This window comes from Rothia sp. BD8 (assembly GCF_044878465.1).
GTDB classification, from domain to species: Bacteria; Actinomycetota; Actinomycetes; order Actinomycetales; family Micrococcaceae; genus Rothia; species Rothia kristinae.
Genome location: NZ_JANJES010000003.1, coordinates 195,728 through 214,749, shown reverse-complemented (window position 1 = coordinate 214,749; position 19,022 = coordinate 195,728). Strand labels below are relative to the sequence as shown.

15 protein-coding genes and 1 pseudogene are annotated in these 19,022 nt (G+C 72.4%); 7 read left to right on the top strand and 9 right to left on the bottom strand.

Going from position 1 to position 19,022, the window contains the following annotated elements; all coding sequences use genetic code 11:
• Positions 1 to 75 precede the first annotated feature (75 nt).
• Positions 76 to 1,074: a class II fructose-bisphosphatase gene (gene glpX, locus NQ707_RS03950; protein ID WP_055684316.1), complete on the top strand. Its 999-nt coding sequence runs from the start codon at positions 76 to 78 to the stop codon at positions 1,072 to 1,074.
• A gap of 139 nt (positions 1,075 to 1,213) precedes the next feature.
• Positions 1,214 to 3,049, top strand: coding sequence for an ABC transporter ATP-binding protein (locus NQ707_RS03945; RefSeq protein ID WP_404434891.1), 1,836 nt, complete (start codon positions 1,214 to 1,216; stop codon positions 3,047 to 3,049).
• A 65-nt stretch (positions 3,050 to 3,114) separates the two neighbouring features.
• Here the strand turns inward: NQ707_RS03945 and NQ707_RS03940 are convergent, their stop codons facing one another.
• The 4 genes from NQ707_RS03940 to NQ707_RS03925 all read right to left on the bottom strand — a co-directional run bounded on the left by NQ707_RS03940 (position 3,115) and on the right by NQ707_RS03925 (position 7,897).
• On the bottom strand, positions 3,115 to 4,137 hold the full coding sequence (locus tag NQ707_RS03940) for a peptidoglycan bridge formation glycyltransferase FemA/FemB family protein (protein ID WP_129357838.1): 1,023 nt from the start codon (positions 4,135 to 4,137) through the stop codon (positions 3,115 to 3,117).
• An 83-nt stretch (positions 4,138 to 4,220) separates the two neighbouring features.
• The gene (locus NQ707_RS03935; RefSeq protein WP_404434887.1) at positions 4,221 to 5,867 is read right to left on the bottom strand and encodes an LCP family protein; all 1,647 of its coding nucleotides are present in this window, start codon (positions 5,865 to 5,867) and stop codon (positions 4,221 to 4,223) included.
• Positions 5,868 to 5,970: 103 nt separating this feature from the next.
• On the bottom strand, positions 5,971 to 6,603 hold the full coding sequence (gene purE / locus NQ707_RS03930; RefSeq protein ID WP_055684319.1) for a 5-(carboxyamino)imidazole ribonucleotide mutase: 633 nt from the start codon (positions 6,601 to 6,603) through the stop codon (positions 5,971 to 5,973).
• Positions 6,604 to 6,679: 76 nt separating this feature from the next.
• On the bottom strand, positions 6,680 to 7,897 hold the full coding sequence (locus NQ707_RS03925) for a 5-(carboxyamino)imidazole ribonucleotide synthase (RefSeq protein ID WP_404434885.1): 1,218 nt from the start codon (positions 7,895 to 7,897) through the stop codon (positions 6,680 to 6,682).
• A gap of 260 nt (positions 7,898 to 8,157) precedes the next feature.
• Here NQ707_RS03925 and NQ707_RS03920 point away from each other — a divergent pair, with 260 nt between their 5' ends.
• Positions 8,158 to 8,763: a GtrA family protein gene (locus tag NQ707_RS03920; RefSeq protein WP_224799927.1), complete on the top strand. Its 606-nt coding sequence runs from the start codon at positions 8,158 to 8,160 to the stop codon at positions 8,761 to 8,763.
• Here the strand turns inward: NQ707_RS03920 and NQ707_RS03915 are convergent.
• Entirely contained in the window at positions 8,748 to 9,494 is a 747-nt protein-coding gene (locus NQ707_RS03915) for a TIGR03089 family protein (protein WP_055684322.1), read from the bottom strand. The genes NQ707_RS03920 and NQ707_RS03915 overlap by 16 nt on opposite strands.
• A gap of 282 nt (positions 9,495 to 9,776) precedes the next feature.
• Between NQ707_RS03915 and NQ707_RS03910 the strand changes: the two are divergent.
• The 4 genes and pseudogenes from NQ707_RS03910 to NQ707_RS03895 form a co-directional block, all read left to right on the top strand.
• A pseudogene (locus NQ707_RS03910) lies at positions 9,777 to 10,043 on the top strand (WhiB family transcriptional regulator); the annotation flags it as partial.
• A gap of 55 nt (positions 10,044 to 10,098) precedes the next feature.
• Positions 10,099 to 10,428, top strand: a complete 330-nt coding sequence (locus NQ707_RS03905; RefSeq protein WP_058731415.1) for a DUF3499 family protein — start codon at positions 10,099 to 10,101, stop codon at positions 10,426 to 10,428.
• An 87-nt stretch (positions 10,429 to 10,515) separates the two neighbouring features.
• Positions 10,516 to 11,781 carry an Ig-like domain-containing protein gene (locus NQ707_RS03900; RefSeq protein WP_058731416.1) on the top strand — a complete coding sequence of 422 codons (1,266 nt, stop codon included), beginning with the start codon at positions 10,516 to 10,518 and terminating at the stop codon, positions 11,779 to 11,781.
• A 93-nt stretch (positions 11,782 to 11,874) separates the two neighbouring features.
• Positions 11,875 to 12,960 (top strand): DUF1461 domain-containing protein, encoded by a 1,086-nt coding sequence (locus NQ707_RS03895; protein ID WP_064724919.1) that lies wholly within the window; start codon positions 11,875 to 11,877, stop codon positions 12,958 to 12,960.
• Here the strand turns inward: NQ707_RS03895 and NQ707_RS03890 are convergent.
• The 4 genes from NQ707_RS03890 to NQ707_RS03875 are packed head-to-tail and all read right to left on the bottom strand — an operon-like array spanning position 12,900 to position 18,942.
• On the bottom strand, positions 12,900 to 13,631 hold the full coding sequence (locus NQ707_RS03890; RefSeq protein WP_129357842.1) for a hypothetical protein: 732 nt from the start codon (positions 13,629 to 13,631) through the stop codon (positions 12,900 to 12,902). The two genes, NQ707_RS03895 and NQ707_RS03890, sit on opposite strands and share 61 nt — an antisense overlap.
• Positions 13,631 to 15,262 carry a dolichyl-phosphate-mannose--protein mannosyltransferase gene (locus NQ707_RS03885; RefSeq protein ID WP_058731418.1) on the bottom strand — a complete coding sequence of 544 codons (1,632 nt, stop codon included), beginning with the start codon at positions 15,260 to 15,262 and terminating at the stop codon, positions 13,631 to 13,633. The genes NQ707_RS03890 and NQ707_RS03885 overlap by 1 nt, the downstream gene beginning before the upstream one ends.
• A gap of 6 nt (positions 15,263 to 15,268) precedes the next feature.
• The gene (locus NQ707_RS03880; protein WP_404434881.1) at positions 15,269 to 17,188 is read right to left on the bottom strand and encodes an ABC transporter ATP-binding protein; all 1,920 of its coding nucleotides are present in this window, start codon (positions 17,186 to 17,188) and stop codon (positions 15,269 to 15,271) included.
• Positions 17,185 to 18,942, bottom strand: a complete 1,758-nt coding sequence (locus tag NQ707_RS03875) for an ABC transporter ATP-binding protein (RefSeq protein WP_404434879.1) — start codon at positions 18,940 to 18,942, stop codon at positions 17,185 to 17,187. Before NQ707_RS03875 ends, NQ707_RS03880 begins: the two co-directional genes overlap by 4 nt.
• Positions 18,943 to 19,022 lie beyond the last annotated feature (80 nt).

The window sequence follows — 19,022 nt, the reverse complement described above, 5'->3', positions numbered from 1 at the left end:
TGCCCACTATGCTGGAGAGCACAGCCAGAGGGGCCCGCTCGCGGGCGCCGAACTCAAGGACGAGGAAACAGCACCGTGTCTGCAGTACAGGATGAGAACAACAACCAAGCCGACCGCAACCTGGCCCTGGAGCTGGTGCGGGTGACTGAAGCCGCAGCCATCGCCGGCGGGCACTGGGTCGGGGCGGGGGATAAGAACTCCGCGGACGGGGCCGCGGTGGATGCGATGCGCAGCATGCTCTCCACCGTCAGCTTCAACGGCACCGTCGTCATCGGCGAGGGGGAGAAGGACGAGGCCCCCATGCTGTACAACGGCGAGTCCCTGGGCGACGGCGACGGCCCGGCCCTGGACGTGGCCGTGGACCCCATCGACGGCACCCGCCTGACCGCCCTGGGCATGAACAACGCGCTCGCGGTGATCGCGGTGGCCGACGGCGGGTCGATGTTCGACCCCTCCGCCGTGTTCTACATGGAGAAGCTCGTGACCGGCCCGGACGCGGCCGACATGGTGGACCTGCGCCTGCCGATCAAGCAGAACCTGCACCTGGTGGCCAAGGCCAAGGGGAAGAAGGTCAACCAGCTCACCGTGTGCATCCTGGATCGCCCGCGCCACGCCCAGCTGGTCGAGGAGGTGCGGGCCACCGGCGCCCGCACCCGCATGATCCTGGACGGGGATGTGGCCGGGGCGATCGCCGCCTGCCGCGAGAACACCGGGGTGGATGTGATGCTGGGCACCGGCGGCACCCCCGAGGGGATCGTGGCCGCGTGCGCGATCAAGGCCACCGGCGGGATCATCCAGGGGCGCCTGGCCCCCACCGACGATGACGAGAAGCAGAAGGCCATCGACGCCGGGCTGGACCTGGAGGCCGTGATGACCACGGATGAGCTGGTGACCAGTGACAACTGCTTCTTCGCCGCCACCGGGATCACCGACGGGGATCTGCTGCGCGGGGTCCGCTACTCCGGGCCCACCATCACCTCCCAGTCCATCGTCATGCGCTCCAAGTCCGGGACCGTGCGCATGGTCGAAGCCGAGCACCAGGCGGCCAAGTGGGAGCGGTACGCCCGCGGCTGATCCGGGGACGGGCGCGGCGTCGGGGTAGGATTCCCTGACGGCGCGCCGCCACGGCTCCCGCGGATGCCCGACGGGCGGCGCTGTCGGAGACCGACGTCGTCGATGACCACCGTGGGGCGCGGTGGGGATGGGGGAGCCCGTGAACGCTGCCGAGGCCCAGGAATCCGCCGTGCGCGCGGACGTGCGCGATCTGCGCACGCTCTTCGCGCTGATCCCGTGGCGGATGCGCCCGCGCATCCTCGGCATGGTCCTGGTGGCCTTCGCCTCCTCCCTGCTGGACATCCTCGCGGTGGCGACGATGGTGCCGCTGACCCAGATGCTCACCGCCCACGGGGAGGTCCCCCCGGTGGTCCAGGAGCACCTGGCGCCCCTGGTGGGCACCGAGGATCGGCACCGGCTGCTGCTGATCCTCGCGCTGCTGGTCGGGCTGGCCTTCCTCGTCAAGAACGCCGCGCTGATCGGGATCCGCTGGTGGTCCATCGGCGTGGTGCAGCGGGCGTCCTCCTCGGTGCAGGCCGAGATGCTGGACCGGTACCTGCAGGCCACGTATGAGGCCCACCGGCACCGCTCCAAGGCCGCGATCCTGAACAACATCAACACCGGCGTGCCCCAGGCGTTCAACAGCGTCCTGCTGGGCTACATCTCGATCCTGGTGGACGCGGCGACCATCGTCCTGCTCATGGGCACCCTGCTGGTGCTCTCCCCGGTCGGGTTCATCGCCGCCCTGGTGCTGTTCGGCGGGGCCGCGCTGCTGCTGGCCCGGGTGGTCCGGCCCTTCGCCCTGCGCTACGCGCACCGGCTGTTCGAGCTGAGCAAGGACGGCTTCGCCCTGCTCTCCCCGGCCATCGAGGGCTTCCGGGAGACCCGGATCTTCGGGCGGGAGGGGCTGTTCGCGGACGGGTTCCGCCGCAACCGCTCGGACAACGCCCACTACGCCCAGCCCCAGCAGTTCTTCGCGGAGCTGCCGCGGTACCTGCTGGAGGTCGTGATGATCTTCGGCATCCTCGTCATCGCGCTGGTGCTGTTCGCGACCACGGACCAGATGACGGCCTTCGGCCTGCTGGCGGCCTTCGCGGCCGCGGCCATGCGCATCGTGCCGGCTCTGAACCGGGTGGTCGGCACACTCAACGGCGTCCGGTCGGGGCAGCCCTCCCTGCGCACCGTCGCCGCCGAGGTGCGGGGCCTGCAGGCCGAGGCCGACGCCGATCCCTCCCATGCGGAGCAGCCGGTGCAGATCCCCCGGGCCTCCCTGGAGGTGCGGGACCTGGGCTTCCGGTACGCCGACGCCGACCGGGACGTGCTCACCGGGGTGGACGTGAGCATCCCGGTGGGCCGCACGGTCGCACTCGTCGGCTCCTCCGGGGCCGGCAAGACCACGTTCGCGGACCTGCTGGCCGGGCTCTACGTCCCCACCAGCGGCAGCGTCACGGTCGGCGGGGTGGATATCTCCGCGCATCCCCGGGCATGGCGCCGCCGGGTCGCGATGGTCTCCCAGAAGGTCTTCCTGTGGGATGTGCCCCTGCGGGACCTGATCACCTTCGGGCAGCCGGAGGATCAGGTGGACCAGGAGCTGCTGGCCCGGGTCCTGCGCCAGGTGCGCCTGGAGGAGCTGGTGGCGCAGCTGCCGGACGGGCTGGACACCCTCGTGGGCGACGCCGGGGCGCGCCTGTCCGGCGGGCAGACCCAGCGGGTTGGCATCGCCCGGGCGCTGTACTCCCAGCCCGAGGTGCTCATCCTGGACGAGGCGACCTCCGCCCTGGACAACGAGACCGAGCACGAGATCACCCGCACCATCGAGGCCCTGCACGGGAAGATCACCGTGATCGTGATCGCCCACCGGCTCTCCACGGTGCGCAACGCGGACGAGATCCTGTTCTTCTCCCGCGGGCGCCTGCGCTCGCGCGGAACCATGGCGCAGCTGCGCGAGACCGAGCCGGAGTTCGCCCGCCTGGTGGAGCTGGGCCGACTGGACTGAGCGCCCGGTCCCGATCCGCCCGACGCCGCCCGGCCCGGGCCGACGTCGGGCGGGGTGCCGCGGGTTCAGCGGCGCAGGCGCCCCACCAGTCCGCGGACCTTCTGTTCGGCGGTTCCCGCCAGGCGGCGGGCCGCGGGCAGGCCCTTCTCCTTGGCGGCCTCCTTGGCGGCGTAGACCGAGCGGAACGCGGCGTAGGCGGCGGTCGAGACCGGCAGGTCCCAGGTGCCCGGGTAGGTCACCGGGTAGCCGCCGTAGGACTTCTTGAACTTGGTGAACCCGGCCCACTCGTGATCCGGCTGGCCCTCCGGGGCGATGCCGAACATATCGAAGCGCCGCAGCCCGGCCTCCTTGGCATCCAGCATCATCCGGGTGACCAGGGGGTTGTTCGCGGACAGGCGCCGGTGGGCATAATCCATGCTCGCGTGGGCGTAGGTGCGGGTGTCCGCGGAGTCGTAGACGAAGGCCGCGCCGATGGGCTCTCCGTGCAGCTCGGCCACGTACAGCGCGGCGTCGCCCTGGGGCATCAGCGAGCGGGCCGCCTGGGTGAGGTAGTCATCCTTCTGCCGGTTGAACCCCACCCGCTCGGCGGTCTGGTTCAGGTAGCGCAGCAGGATCCCGATCTCCTCGGGGTCCCGCGAGGCGCGGAAGCTCACGCCCTTCTTGTGGATGTTCCGGTGCAGGTTCCGGTTGGTCGCGTTCATGCCCTTCAGCAGCGCGTCCTCGTCCTGGGTCAGATCCACCATCCAGGTGTGGGACGGCTGGATCTGGCGGGGGGAGAAGCGCAGGCCGCGGGCTCGCAGGTCCGCCTCCGGGTCCGTGCCCTCGGCGAAGGAGCGGGGGTCGCTGGGCTCGACGCGCACAAACAGGCAGCGGTGGGCCCGGGCCAGCTCCTTCAGCTCGGCCAGGGCGCGGGTCAGCGCCTCGGGGGAGTCCGCCTCCGGGCCGTAGGGGCAGTACAGGTAGCGCCCCGCGCGCCCGCCCTCCACGGTGGCCAGGTAGGAGTATCCCTCCCCGGCCCCGCGCAGCACCTCGTGGCCGAGGTCGGACTGGAACCGGGCCCAGGCATCGGATTGCAGGAAATTCGTCATGGTCTCCACTGTAGGACGTGGCCGGCAGGGCACCGGCGGGGCGTGGTTGGGTGGGGTCGGGGCAGCTGGCGGACGGGTCAGGCTCAGGGCACCGAGCAGGTGCCGTTGGGGCCCAGCTCGGCGACGGTGCTCACCGCGGGGCCGTCCTGGGCCTGGACAGAGCCGGCGCCGGGCAGCAGGGACAGGGTGGCCAGCAGGGCGGCGGGGCGCACCGCGGAGACCACCCCGGCCGGGCCCGCGGCCTGGGCGTCGTCGGCGGCCGGGGTAGGGGTCTTCCCCTCCGCCGACCCCTCGATGACCTGGGCGACCCCGGCGCGGAAGGCGTCGTAGTCCGGGTAGGTGGGGAACATGTCATCCCAGTACGGCGGGCCGGCCCCATACTGGATCAGCTCGTGGTCCTTGGCCTTCAGCCCCAGGTCCGCGAACTCCCCGAGCTGGGCCTCCGGGATGTCCGTCTCCACGATCTGCTGGCCGGCGTCCGTGATCGAGCGGAACTTGGTCAGCACGTTCGCGGGATCCAGCTGCGCGAGCATCGCCGACTGCACGCAGCGCTGACGCGCCTCCCGCTCGAAGTCGCTGGCCCCCTCCCGGGAGCGGGCGTACCAGAGGGCGTGGACGCCGTCCAGGTGCTGGCGGCCGGGCTCGATCCACCCGTCGATGGGGTTCTTCTCCCCGGTGATCTCGTTCGTCCCGCCGCCGATCGGCACCCGGCCGCCGACGTCGAGCTCGATGCCGCCCAGCGCGTCCACCAGGTCCGCGAAGCCGTCCATGTCCACCAGAGCGTAGCCCTGGATCGAAAGACCCGTGATGCCCTCGGCGGCGTCCTTCATGGCCTCGGCCCCGGGATCCGCGGCGTCCGGGTAGAGGTCCGCGTGCTCCTGGGCGACCTGCGGGTACAGGGCGTTGAGGATGCACTCGTCCCCGCAGTCGAAGCCCTCGGGCCAGACCTGCCACAGCGGCGAGCCCTGCGCGAAGGGGGCGTTCTGCAGGTTGCGCGGCAGGGAGATGGTCACGGCCTGGCCGGTCTTCGCGTCGATGCTGAACACCGTCATGGAATCCGGGCGGCGCCCCACCCGGTCCGCCCCGGCGTCCCCGCCCATCAGCAGGATGTTGTACCGGCCGTCCGCGGCCTCGAAGCCGGAGCCGCCGGAGAACACGTTGCCCAGGGCGCCGCGGCCCACTCCCACGAGATAGGCGGAGTAGCCGAGGGTGCCGGCGGTGACCAGCATCAGGCCCGCGCAGCCCAGGGCCACCATCGGCCGCATGCCCCGGGCCAGCAGAGCGGGCCGGATCAGGCGCAGCGCGTCGAGGAAGAGCAGGGCCCAGCCGAGAGCCAGCACCGCGAGCACGACGATCAGCACCAGGGAGGTGAACCGGCCGGTGACCAGGGAGAACAGCCAGGACCGGTGCACCGCCAGCAGGATCAGGGCCGCGATGAGGCAGGCCCAGACGGTCAGGGTCACACCCAGGGCGCGCCGCCCCAGGCGGCGGTTGCCGATCAGCAACTGGACGGAGCCGGGCAGGACGGCGGTGAGCAGCAGCAGCAGCCACGCCCGCTTGGTGCGGGTGAGAGCCCCGGACGCCTCCGGGTGGCGCAGAGGGTCCGTGCGGTGCGCCGGTCCCGGCCGGTGCCCCTCCGGGCGCGCGCCCGTGATCTCATCGGTCCCGCGGGGGCGTTCGGCTCCGGCGGCGGGGTCGCGGGGGTTCTCGGACGGGGTGGAGGGGGGCATCGGGGAGTACCTGCCGGTCGGGGAAGGGCGGGCGGTGGTCGGCGCCCGCCCCGGCGGATCGACGACGTCGCGGGGTCCGACCGAGGTGGGCGGGAACGGGGACCTACGGAGCGTAGGGGCCGGGCTGGGCGGGATCGTCGGCGTCGGGGGCCTGGGAGCGGGGTGCCGGGCGGTGGGCCTCGGTCTCCTCCTCCGGGCCGCGGCGGGACTCCAGCCGGCGGGTCAGGGCCGCGCCCTTGTCCTGGGCGGACTGGCGCAGATTCCGGGCGAACTCGCGCAGATCGCCGCGGATCTCCGCGGCGGCGGCCGGATCCTGGCCGGCCCCGAGGATGCGCGCGGCCAGCAGCCCGGCGTTGCGCGCCCCGTTGACCGAGACCGTGGCGACGGGCACCCCGGCCGGCATCTGCACGATGGACAGCAGGGAGTCCAGCCCCTCCAGCGTCTTCAGCTGCACGGGCACCCCGATGACGGGCAGGGCCGTGACCGAGGCGAGCATGCCGGGCAGGTGGGCGGCACCCCCGGCCCCGGCGATGATGACGCGCAGCCCGCGCTGCTCGGCCTCCTGGCCGTAGGCCAGCATGTCCTGGGGCATCCGGTGGGCGGAGACCACCCGGGCCTCGTAGGCGATGCCGAACTCCTCGAGGGCCTCGGCGGCGGCCTCCATGACCGGCCAGTCCGAGTCCGAACCCATGACGACGCCGACCAGCGGCGCGTTCTGCGAGGCGGGGGTGCTCATGATGTGCTCCTGGTGTGCTGTGGTGCTGGTGGGCTGGGGCTTATCGGCGGGCTGGGGCTTATCGGCGGGCTGGGGCTCAGCGGTCGGTCGGGTCTGTCGCGGCCGGGTCGGCGGCGGGACCGTCCCGCAGGATCGCGGCCGCCTCCCGGGCCGCCCGGCGCACCTGCGCCAGCTCGGCGGCCGGGCCACTGAGGTTGACGTGCCCGACCTTCCGGCCCGGGCGCACCGCCTTGCCGTACAGGTGCACCTTGGCCTCGGGATGCGCGGCCATCGCCGCGGGGCACGCCCCGGCCAGGTCCTCGTTGGCCCCGCCGAGCACGTTCTTCATCACGGTGACCCCGGCCACCGGGGCGGTGGAGCCCAGCGGCAGATCCAGCACGGCGCGCAGGTGCTGCTCGAATTGGCTGGTCACCGCCCCGTCCTGGGTCCAGTGTCCGGAGTTGTGCGGGCGCATGGCCAGCTCGTTGACCAGCACCCCGCCCTCGCGCCCGGGCACCTCGAACAGCTCCGCGGCCATCACGCCGCTGACCCCGAGCTCCTCGGCCAGGCGCAGCGCGATCCGCTGGGCGGCCGCCGCGGCCTGCGGGTCCACCCCCGGGGCGGGGGCGGTGACCTCGTCGCACACGGAGTCGGTCTGCACGGACTCGACGACGTCCCAGGCGCGCACCTCGCCGCTGGGGCGCCGGGCGACCAGGGCGGACAGCTCCCGGGTGAAGGGCACCTTCTCCTCGGCCAGCAGCCCGCTCCAGCCCTTCTGCGGGATGGCCTCGAACCATGCGCGCACCGGGGCGGAGCCCACGGCGTCCTCGGCCACGAGCATCACGCCCTTGCCGTCGTATCCGCCGCGCGGGGTCTTCAGAACCACGGGCCAGCCGACCTCCCGCCCGAAGGCGAGCAGCTGATCGGCGTCGGCCACCGCCGCCCACCGGGGGTTGGGCAGGCCCAGGCGATCCACGGCCTCGCGCATGCGGATCTTGTCCTGGGCGTGCACCAGGGCCTGCGGGCCCGGCCGCACGGCGACCCCCTCCTCCTCGAGGACCCGCAGGTGCTCGGTGGGCACGTGCTCGTGGTCGAAGGTCACGACGTCCACCCGGCAGGCGAACTCCCGCAGGGTGGGCAGGTCGGTGTGGTCCCCAACGGGGGCGTGGGGGATGACGGCGGCGGCGCAGGATTCGGGGGATTCGGCCAGCACGCGCAGCTCGATGCCCAGCTCGGAGGCCTCCGGGGACATCATGCGGGCCAGCTGCCCTCCGCCGATCACGCCGATCACGGGTGCGGTCACAGGTAAGCTCACGCCTCCCAGGCTACCCGCTGGCCTGCCGCGCGCGAACCTCCCGAGTGGTGCGCGGGGTTGACCGATCTCACGGGGGCGGGGCGGCGTCGCGGCCCGGAGGCCCCGGGGCCTGCTTGTAGACTTTCAGCGCAGTCCGCACCCGCGACGCGGTACCCGCCCGGCCGCCGTGCGCGCCGGGTCGGGCGCGGGGGACGAGGTGGTCCTCCCGCCCGCGTCCGCCGCGGACCCGCCCCGTCGACCCCGACCCTGTGGAGCCCCGCGTGTCAACCTTCTCCGAGAAAATCCACGGCCTGTGGGAGCTGTTCCTCAAAGAGGTCCTGAAGTTCGGGATCGTCGGCGGACTGGCCTTCATCGTCAACGCCTCCGTCACCTGGTTCCTGATGAGCACGTGGCTGGCGGACGGGCACTCCAAGGCCAAATTCGTCGCCGGCGTCGTCGCTACGATCTTCTCCTGGATCCTCAACCGCCTGTGGACGTTCCGGGACAAGCGCCAGGAGAACACCTGGCGGGAGGCCTGGCAGTTCGCGCTGGTCAACCTGATCGGGATCGGGGTGGAGACCGCCTGCGTGTTCGTCACCAACTACGGACTGGGGCTGACCTCCAAGACGGCCTCGTTCATCGGCGGCACGATCATCGGCACGGTGCTGGGCACGATCGTGCGCTACTTCGCCTACCGCTTCTGGGTCTACGGCGGGGTCACCCAGCGCGCGGACGAGCAGGAGTACACGCGCGAGGAGAAGGTCGCCCGGTTCGTCACCGAGGCCACCGACATCGTCACCGGGCGCCTGGATGTGGACGCGGTGCGCCGCGGGACCCGGGACCGCCGAGCCCTGGGCGGGGAGGACCCGGCTCAGCGCCCGGAGTGATCCGCGCCCTCCTGGGCCAGGGCGCGCTCGCGCTGCTGCTGCCCCAGCCGCGGGTCCAGCAGGACCAGCGTCCCGCCGTCGGCCAGCAGCCCGGCCCAGTCGGCCAGCAGCCCGGGATCGGCCTCCCGGTCCGCCACGGCCCCCAGGACGACGCCGCCTTGGCCGGCCTCCTGAGCCCGGTCCAGCCACGCCCCCAGGCTCAGCCCGGCCTCGCCCGGTTCCAGGGGAAGCTCCGGGTCCAGCGGATCGAAGGGGTCATAGGAGTCCGCGAAGGAGCGCACCGCCGCGGCATAGTCCACGGCATCGGCATCCAGCGGGCTCGCCCCGTCGTAGGAGGCGGCCAGGGCGCCGCGCGCCAGCAGCAGCCGGGTCTGGGCGGTCCGTGCCTGGGCCCCCTCGGCCTCGAAGCCCACCCACACCTGCGCCGGAACGGCCTCGGCTTCCCGTGCGCCATCCGTGCGGGGCAGCTGGACCAGCCCGGTGCGCACGGCCGCCAGTCCCATCGCGAGGCTGCGCCAGTGCGCGGGGGCGCGCAGGGCGATGGTCGAGCCCGGGGCGGCGTCGAGCTCCTCGACGAGCAGGTTGGCGGTCTTGGCCACCCAGTTCTCCAGGACCCGTCCGGACAGCTCGGTGCGCTCGCCGCCGGGGCCGTACCAGACGACGGCCGGGGTGGGGGAGGCGCCCAGGGTGGTGAACAGGGCTTCGACGTCGGCGAAGGTGCGGTGGGACATGCTCGCCATGGTAGCGGGCCGGACCGCGCGTCATCGGTTTGACGGGCACCGGATGACACGGCTGTAATTATCGTGAATCACGCCGAATTCGGCACCGGCCGGCACCTTCCGTCCGCGACCACCCCGCCCGGTCTTCCCGGGACGCGGCGGCGGCCGTGATCGGTGCAGGAAAGGACCAGCATGGGCCCTGCTCAGCCCTCTCACGAGACCACCCCGACCCTGCCCCGCTCCGTCTCTGAGGAGGGGGTGGACCTGTTCTCCTCGGACCCCGAGGTGCTGCGGCTGTGGCAGGCCGCCGCCGGAGCCTACGGCACCGACGAGGATGAGGGGGAGCTGGCCTGGCAGGCCGAGGCCCTGTGCGCCCAGACGGATCCGGAGGCGTTCTTCCCGGAGAAGGGCGGCTCCACCCGGGACGCCAAGCGCGTGTGCTCCGAATGCCCCGTGAGCACCGCCTGCCTGGACTACGCGCTGGCCAAGGACGAGCGCTTCGGCATCTGGGGCGGGATGTCCGAGCGGGAGCGGCGCCGGCTGCGCCGCCAGTCCCGCTGAGCCCCCTGTCCCCCGGCACGGGGAGCTCGCGGTCCGGTGGAGTAGCCTGTGGAGAATGGCAGAGAACAAGAGACTGTGCTCGCGCACCATGTGCCGGCGCGAGGCCGACTGGACCCTGACCTACGCGTACGCGGACTCCACGGCCGTCATCGGTCCGCTGGCGCCGCGGGTCGAGCCGCACGCCTACGATCTGTGCGCCTTCCACGCGGATCGGCTCACGGCCCCGCGCGGCTGGGAGGTCGTGCGGGTCGGCCAGGACGCCGCCGCGCCCGGTGACCCGGAGGCGGACACCGCCTCCGAGCCGTCACAGCCGTCCTCGGAAGCGCAGTCTCCCGAAGCCGGTGACACGCGCACGCGCCTGCGCGGGCTGCCCACGCGCCGCTGACCGGGCCGCGGACGGGCCGGTCCTCTCCTCATCTCTCCTCGACGCTTCGACACCTCCCCCTTCCGTCCCGAAAGGAGACCCCTGGTCTTGACTCCCCGCTTCCCCTTCCGCGCCTCCCGTGATGACGCCTCCGCCGGGGACCCGGTGGGCCCCCTGACCCGCCGTCGGCTGGTGGGCGCCGGCGCCTTGGGGCTGTTCGGCGCCGTCGTACTGACCGCCTGCGGGCAGGACGGAGGCGAGGACTCGGCTTCCGGCGCCGCCTCCGCCTCGGCGACCCCCACCCCCACCTTCACCCCGAAGGTCACCGTGACCCCGCAGGATGGGGCCAGCGAGTACAACCCGACCGCCCCGGTCACCGTGGTCACCGATGCCGGGCGGGTCAAGGCGGTCGAGGTCACCGGCGGCAAGGCGGTGGAGGGCACGATCTCCGAGGATGGCCGGACCTGGACCGCCAAGGGTCCTCTGGAGTTCGCCAAGGACTACCGGGTGCAGTACACGATCGTCAACGATGACGACGTCGAGCACCGCGGCTCCACCGGCTTCGCCACGACCTCCGCGGCCAACGAGGCGGATCTGAGCTTCGACTTCGAGGACGGCGGCACCTACGGCACCGGGCAGGTCATCCAGCTGAACTTCTCCGAGCCGGTGACCGACAAGGCCGCGGTGGAGAAGGCCGTGACCGTGACCGGGGCTGGGGACCAGGAGGGGAAGTTCCGCTGGTACAGCGACCAGATGGTCCGCTACCGCCCCAAGGACAAGTGGGCGCCGAACTCCCAGGTGAACGTCAGCATCAAGCTGCTCGGCACGGACATCGGCAACGGCATGATCATGAACCAGAACTACGAGCGCAGCTTCAAGACCGGGCCGAAGAATTACGCCTACGTGGACAACAACACCAAGACCATCAAGATCTACGAGTCGGACAAGCTCACCAAGGAGTTCCCCGTGACTCTGGGGGATCCGCAGTGGCCCTCGGTCACCGGGCAGCTGGTGGTCATGGAGAAGGCCAAGAGCTACTTCTTCGACTCCCGCACCCTGGGCCTGAAGCCGGGGGACTCCCACTGGTACGAGCCGTTCTACGCGAGCAACGCCTGCCGGCTGACCTCCTCCGGGGCCTTCGTGCACCAGGCGGAGCCCTCCGGGTACCCCTACGTGGGCAACACCAACATCTCCCACGGCTGCATCGGCCTGCTGCCCGACGGCGCCGAGTACTTCTTCAACACCTTCCGCGTGGGCGATGTGGTGGAGACCGTGAACACCGGCTACGGTGAGGCCGACCCGGACAACGGCTACGGGGACTGGAACATCCCCTTCGAGCACTACCAGGACGCCTCCTGGAAGGGGAACTGGTAGGAGACCCGCCAGGGCCCGCCCGTCTCCGGTGTGACGGCGGGGAGGGCGGGCCCCGAACAGGAACGCTTCCGTCGCACCCGAGGAGGCCGCCGAGTGAGCCCGCGCAGCAATCCCGAGGAACAGGGAGCTCCCTGGTCCTCCGCAACCCAGGAGTGGGACGCCCTGGCCCCGGCCGTCGACGCCGGGACCCGCGGCGGCTCCACCGCCGCGTCCGCGCCCCGGCAGGAGCCCGGACCTCGGCAGGAACCCGGGCCTCGGCGGGAATCTGCGGGCGGACGGGAGTCCACCACCCAACGGGAGCCCGCCGCCCGGCAGGAGCCTGCGGCTCGGCCGGTCCGCACCCGCCCCCGGGCCCTGCGCCTGCGTCAGGCCGTGATCGCGGTGGCCGTGCCGCTGGTGATCCTCATGGCCGCGATCCGGGCCGTGGCCACCCCGGCGTTCCTGTGGTTCGAGTACCACCGCCCCGGCTTCCCGGCGGATGCCTACGGCTTCTCCACCGAGGACCGCATGGTCTACGGCTCCCACGGCCTGGACTACATCCTCAACTTCGCCCCCGCTCGCTTCCTGGGGGACGTGATGCTGCCGGATGGCCGGCACGCCTTCACCGCCCCGGAGGTGGGGCACATGACGGACGTGAAGCACGTGATGCTGTGGTCCCTGCTGCTGGTGGGCTGCTGGCTGGTGCTGGCCGTGCTGTGCGCCCGACGCCTGGGCGACGGCGCCCCGGGGGCCCTGCGCCGCGCCCTGTTCGCCGGGGCCTGGCTGACGATCCTGCTGATCCTGGGGCTGCTGGGGCTGTCCCTGCTGGGGTGGGAGCGGTTCTTCACCGGCTTCCACGAGATCTTCTTCCCCGAGGGGAACTGGGCCTTCTACCCCTCGGACACCCTGATCCGGCTGTACCCGGATCAGTTCTGGGTGGACTCGGCCGTGCTCATCGCGCTGATCACCGTGCTGGCCGTCTCCGTGCTGCTGGTGGCCACCTGGCCCCTGGCCCACCGTCGGCAGCGGGACCTGGCCCGGGCCCACGCCCGCCAGGAGGCGAACCGCCAGGCAGGCACCCGCCGGCAGGCCGTCCGCGGCGGCTCGGACGGGACCACCCGGGACGACGCGGCGGGCGCTCAGCCCCGCTCGGATCGCGGCCGCGACACCAGCGCGGGAAGCACCAGCTCCAGGCACTGATCGATCCGCGCCACCGCCCGGCGGGCGGCCTCCCGGCCCCGGCGGTACGGGTCCGCGATGCCGTCCTCGGGCAGCACGCGCACCCCGGGGGCGCGCAGCAGCGCCAGCGGATCCGCGGGGCTCGCAGGCTCCCCGGGCAGACCGGTCGTCGGGTCCCCGGCCCCGTGCGGCGGCAGCGTTCCGGCGTCGACCAGCGTCGCCGGTGACGAGCGCTGCGCTCCCAGCACGCGGGCGGCGGTGCCCAGCAGGAAGACGGAGCGCACCGCCCCCGGCCATTCCTCCAGGATCCAGCGTCGGTGCTCGGCCTCCATGACCAGCACCAGATCCGCCGCACGCAGCAGCCCGGCCCCCAGCTGCTGGGCGCGGTGCCCGGAGGCGTCCACCCCGCGCTCGGCCAGCTCGGTCCCGATCTCCGGGGCGATGCCCGCACCCACGAGGGCGCCGGTTCCGGCCGAGGCCGTCTCGATCCCGGCCCCCGCGGCCGACGCCGCGGCGAGGCGGCCGGCCGCCAGCAGCTGGGCGGCGGGGGAGCGGGCGACGTTGCCCTGGCAGACGAACAGCAACGCGAAGGGCGCGCTGCGAGCGTGCGCGGCGCGCCCGCTCAGCCGCGATCCGGCGGCGTCCTGGCCCGGGGCGGGGGCGGGACCGGGGGTGCTCGACGGGGTGCGCATCAGATCCAGCCCGTGAACCACATGTGCGCGTACCAGTCCTCGTAGGGGATGGACTGGCCGGTCCAGATGGGCCAGAAGTGGGCGCTGATCAGCAGGGCCGCGACCACGAACAGCCCGACCACCCCCAGGCCGTACCGGCGTCGGCGCACCGAGTCCCCGGGACGGCCCAGGGCCAGGCCCAGCACCGCGGTGAGTCCGAGGATCAGCCACGGCAGGAAGGACAGGGCGTAGAAGTAGAACATCGTGCGGTGGGGGTAGGCGAACCACGGCAGCCAGCCGACGGCCACCACCAGCAGGATGGCCCCGACACGCCAGTCTCGTCGCAGGATCCACCACAGGATCAACAGCACCAGGGCGGCCGCGCCCGTCCACCAGATCAGCGGGTTGCCGACGTTGAGGATCGCCTCGGAGCACTTCTGCGCCCCGCAGGCCGCGGCGTGCTCGGCCTCGTAGTAGTAGGAGGTGGGCCGCCCCAGGATCAGCCACTGCCAGGCGGGGGAGGCGTAGGTGTGCGGGGAATCCAGGCCGGTGTGGAAGGCGTAGGCGGAGCGGTGGTACTCCCAGAGGCTGCGCAGGCTCGCGGGCAGCCACCCGATGCCCTCGCCGGGGTGCTGCTCGGCCCAGTGCCGGTCGTACGCGCCGTCGGAGCGGAACCAGCCGATCCAGGTGGCCAGATACGTCACCAGGCCGATCCCGACGATCGAGACGAAGGCCGGACCGGCGTCCTTGAGCAGGGCGCCGGTGAACCAGCCGCGGATCCCGGCGGCCCGGCGGGCGCCGATGTCCCACAGGACCGTGAGGATCCCGAAGATCGCGATGAAGAACAGGGCGTTCCACTTGACCCCGAGGGCCGCGCCGCAGCACACCCCGGCCGCGATCCGCCACCACCGGATCCCCAGCCAGGGTCCGTAGCGCAACGCTGCGGCCGAGGGCGGGGCGCCCCCGGGCCCGGCCTGCGCGGCCAGCAGGACGGCCAGGCGGTGCCGAGCGGAGAAGCGGTCCGCGACGAGGCAGGCGAAGGCCAGCAGCAGCCAGAACATGAGGAAGATGTCCAGCAGGGCCAGGCGGGACTCCACCAGGTGCAGCCCGTCGATGCCGATCAGCAGCCCGGCGATGCCGGTCAGCGTCAAGGAACGGAACATCATCCACGCCACCCACATCAGCACCGCCACGGACAGGGTGCCGAACAGCGCCGCGGAGAAGCGCCAGCCCAGGGGCGAGGAGTCCCCGAACAGCACGTAGCCCAGGGCGATCATCCACTTGCCCAGCGGCGGGTGCACCACGTAGGAGCCCTGATCCTCCGGGCTCACGGGATGCCCGGCGACGAAGCTCGCATCCGCCCCGTCCGGCCAGGACCGCTCGTAGCCGTAGTGCCACAGGGACCAGGCGTCCTTGGCGTAGTAGGTCTCGTCGAACACGACGGCGTTGGGGTGGGTGAGCCCCACGAAGCGCAGCGCGGCCGCCAGGACCAGCACGAGGGCGGGGAAGACCCAGCCCCAGCGGGGCAGCGGCACGGGCAGGGCCCGCAGGCGATCCAGCAGGGCGTCGCGGGTGAAGGCCCCGGTGGGGAAGCGCGGGCCTGGGGCCGCGGAGGGCACGGGGCGGGGGGAGTGGCTGCTCACCCGCCCCATGCTAGTTCAGCCCTGCCCGCCGTCGCCTGCGAACTGCGCCCGGTACAGCGCCCGGTAGGCCCCGTCCCGGTGGATCAGCTCGTCGTGGCTGCCCTGCTCCACGATGCTGCCGTGCTCCATGACCAGGATCGTGTCCGCATCGCGGATCGTGGACAGCCGGTGGGCGATGACGAAGGACGTGCGGGATGCCCGCAGCGCGGCCATCGCCTGCTGGACCAGCACCTCCGTGCGGGTGTCCACGGAGGAGGTGGCCTCGTCCAGGATCAGCACCGCCGGGTCCGCCAGGAAAGCCCGGGCGATCGTGATCAGCTGCCGCTCCCCGGCCGAGACCGAGCCGCCGTCCTGATCCACCACCGTGTCGTAGCCCTCCGGCAGGGAGCGCACGAAGCGGTCGACGTAGGTGGCCCGGGCCGCGGCCAGCACCTCCTCATCCGTGGCCTCCAGTCGGCCGTAGCGGATGTTCTCCCGGATGGTGCCGCGGAACAGCACCGCGTCCTGCAGCACCATGCCGGTGGCTCGGCGCAGCCGGTCCCGGGTCATCTCCCGGATGTCCTGCCCGTCCAGGGTGATCTCCCCGGCGTCGATCTCGTAGAAGCGCAGGATCAGGTTGACCAGGGTGGTCTTGCCCGCCCCGGTCGGCCCCACGATCGCGACCGTCTGACCCGGTTCGGCCACCAGGGACAGATCCCGGATCAGCGGGCGCTGGGCGGTGTAGGAGAAGTCCACGTGGGAGAACTCGATGCGCCCGCGGGCTCGCTGCCCTTCCCGGGCGGCGTCGGCGGCCACCGCGGCGGGGGAGTCCGGGGACTGCTCCGGCTCGTCCAGCAGGTCGTAGACCCGCTCCGCGCTGGCCACCCCGGACTGCAGCATGTTCGCCATGCCGGCGATCTGGCCCAGCGGCTGGGTGAACTCGCGAGAGTACTGGATGAACGCCGTCGCCCCGCCCAGGGACAGCTGGCCGCTGGCCACCTTCAGCCCGCCCAGCACCGCGATGCCCACGTAGCCCAGGTAGGAGACGAACTGCATGATCGGCATCATCGTCCCGGAGAGGAACTGGGCGCGGAAGCTGGCCTGGAACACGGCGTCGTTGCGCTCCCGGAAGGCTCGGCCCATGTCCTGCCCGCGGCCGTAGACGCGGATCAGCTCGTGGCCGGTGAAGGCCTCCTCGATGTGCCCGTTCAGCTCCCCGGTGGCCTTCCACTGCGCGGCGAACAGCTTCTGGGAGCGGCGCCCGACGAAGGCCACCACCACCCCGGAGATCGGCACCGCGATCAGCGCCACCAGGGCCAGCTGCCAGGACAGCACGAACATCATCACGGCCACGCCCAGCACCGTGAGGATCGCCTGCACCAGCTCCGCCAGCGCCTGCTGCAGGGCCTGCTGGATGTTGTCCAGGTCGTTGGTGGTGCGGGAGAGCAGGTCTCCGCGCTGGTGGGTGTCCGCGTAGCCCAGCGGCAGGGCGTGCAGCTTGGCCTCCACCCGGCGGCGCACGTCCCGCACCACGCGCATCACCAGGTCGTTGAGGATCCGCCCCTCCAGCCACAGGAACACCCCGGCCAGCACGTAGATCCCCAGCACCAGCAGCAGGGTCGCGCCCAGGGCCGGGAAGTCGATGCCCTGTCCGGGGGTGAAGTCCACCGCGGTGAGCATGTCCGCCATCTGGTCCCGGCCCTGCTCCCGCAGCCCGGCGATCACCTGCTCGGCGTCCGCCCCGGCGGGGGACTGCAGGCCGACGACGCCGGCGTAGATCAGGTCCGTGGCATGTCCCAGCACCCGCGGGGCGAACACGGTCAGCAGCACCGAGGACACCAGCAGGGCCGTCATCAGGGCCAGGCGTCCGGGCCAGCGGGTCAGCTCGCGCAGCAGCCGGCCCGCGGTGGGCCAGAAGGCGCGGGCGGTGCGCGGGGCGGGGGGCATCTCGCTCATGCGGCCTCCTCGGCGGAGAGCTGGGACTGCACGATCTCCCGGTAGGTGGGGGAGGTCTCGAGCAGCTCGGTGTGGGTGCCGCGGGCCACGATGCGGCCGGCCTCCAGCACCAGGATCTGGTCCGCCTCGGTGATGGTGGACACGCGCTGGGCCACCACGATCACGCTGGACTGACGGGTGCGCGGGGCCAGGGCCGCGCGCAGCCGGCGGTCCGTGGCCACATCCAGGGCGGAGAAGGAGTCGTCGAACAGGTACACCGCGGGGTCCGCGACCAGGGCCCGAGCGATGCTCAGGCGCTGGCGCTGCCCGCCGGAGACGTCCGTGCCGCCCTGCGCGATCGCCGAATCCAGCCCGGTGGCCGCCTCCTCGCCGGACCCGGTGGACCGCTCCCGCACGAAGTCCGCGGCCTGCGCGGTCTCCAGGGCTTCCCACAGCCGCTGCTCGGAGGCCTGCGGGTCCCCGAAGCGCAGGGTCGAGGCCACCGTCCCGGAGAACAGGTACGGCTTCTGCGGGACCAGGCCCACCCGGGAGGTGATCTGCTCGGCCGGCAGCTCGCGCACGTCCACCCCGTCCAGCAGCACCTGGCCTTCGGTCGCGTCGTGCAGCCGCGGGATCAGGTGCAGCAGGGTGGTCTTGCCGGCCCCGGTGGCGCCGATGATCGCCGTCGTCGTGCCCGGCTGAGCGCGGAAGCTGATGCCTTCCAGCACGGGGGCCTCGGCCCCGGGGTAGGCGAAGGAGACGTCCCGGAACTCCACGACGCCGCGGCGCTGCTCTGGCCCGCGGGTGGCCTCGGCGTCGCGCACCCGCGGCACGGTGTCCAGCACCTGCCCGATGCGCCGGGCGCAGATGATGGCCCGGGGGAACATCATCGCCATGAAGGAGGCCATCATCACGGCCATGAGGATCTGCATCAGGTACTGCAGGAACGCGGTCAGCGAACCGACCTCCACCTGCCCGGCTTCGGCCCGGTGCCCGCCGAACCACAGCACCGCGGCCTCCGCGGCGTGCATCAGCACGATCAGGATCGGTCCCATGAGCACGAAGATGCGCCCGATGCGCACCGCGACGTCGGTCAGCGCGTCGTTGGCCGCGGCGAAGCGGCGGGTCTCGTGCTCCTCGCGCACGAAGGCCCGGATGACCCGCAGGCCCATGATCTGCTCGCGCAGCACCGCGTTGACGTCGTCGGTGCGCTCCTGCATCACGGTGAACAGCGGGATCAGCTGCCGGATCAGCAGGGCCATGATGATGACCACCACGGGGGCGGAGGCCCAGACCAGCCAGGACAGGCCCGCATCCTCCCGCACCGCCATGATGATGCCGCCCACCACCATCAGCGGCAGATTGACCATGAAGCTGAGCATCAGCAGGAACAGCATCTGGATCTGCTGGACGTCGTTGGTGCCGCGGGTGATCAGGGTCGGGGCGCCGAAGGAGGCGACCTCCTCCGCGCCGAAGCCGTCCACGGCCTCATAGACCGCGGCGCGCAGGTCCCGGCCCAGCCCCATCGCGGTGCGCGCGGCGAAGTAGACGGCGGTGATCGCCGCGATGATCTGGGCGAAGGCCACCAGCAGCATCCACCCGCCGGTGCGCCAGATGTAGGCGGTGTCCCCGGTGGCGACGCCGCGGTCGATGATCTGGGCGTTGAGGCTGGGCAGGTACAGGGTGGCCAGCACCGCCACCAGCTGCAGCAGGAGCACGGCCAGGATGACCCGCCAGTGCGGGGCGGCGTGGGTCCTCAGGAGGCGGAAGAGCACGGAGATCCTCACGGGAAGCGGAAGACGGGACGCGGGTATCCGGCCCGAGGTGGGGGCGGAGGCCGGCGCGATGCCGGAGG

What these genes read in the sequence shown, in the direction of transcription:
- NQ707_RS03935 (WP_404434887.1), bottom strand. Translation starts at nt 5,867, where the DNA reads ATGCCCCCCTCCACCCCGTCCGAGAACCCCCGCGACCCCGCCGCCGGA.
- NQ707_RS03880 (WP_404434881.1), bottom strand. Translation starts at nt 17,188, where the DNA reads ATGAGCGAGATGCCCCCCGCCCCGCGCACCGCCCGCGCCTTCTGGCCC.
- NQ707_RS03915 (WP_055684322.1), bottom strand. Translation starts at nt 9,494, where the DNA reads ATGTCCCACCGCACCTTCGCCGACGTCGAAGCCCTGTTCACCACCCTG.
- NQ707_RS03890 (WP_129357842.1), bottom strand. Translation starts at nt 13,631, where the DNA reads ATGCGCACCCCGTCGAGCACCCCCGGTCCCGCCCCCGCCCCGGGCCAG.
- NQ707_RS03905 (WP_058731415.1), top strand. Translation starts at nt 10,099, where the DNA reads ATGGCAGAGAACAAGAGACTGTGCTCGCGCACCATGTGCCGGCGCGAG.
- purE (WP_055684319.1), bottom strand. Translation starts at nt 6,603, where the DNA reads ATGAGCACCCCCGCCTCGCAGAACGCGCCGCTGGTCGGCGTCGTCATG.
- NQ707_RS03885 (WP_058731418.1), bottom strand. Translation starts at nt 15,262, where the DNA reads ATGGGGCGGGTGAGCAGCCACTCCCCCCGCCCCGTGCCCTCCGCGGCC.
- NQ707_RS03940 (WP_129357838.1), bottom strand. Translation starts at nt 4,137, where the DNA reads ATGACGAATTTCCTGCAATCCGATGCCTGGGCCCGGTTCCAGTCCGAC.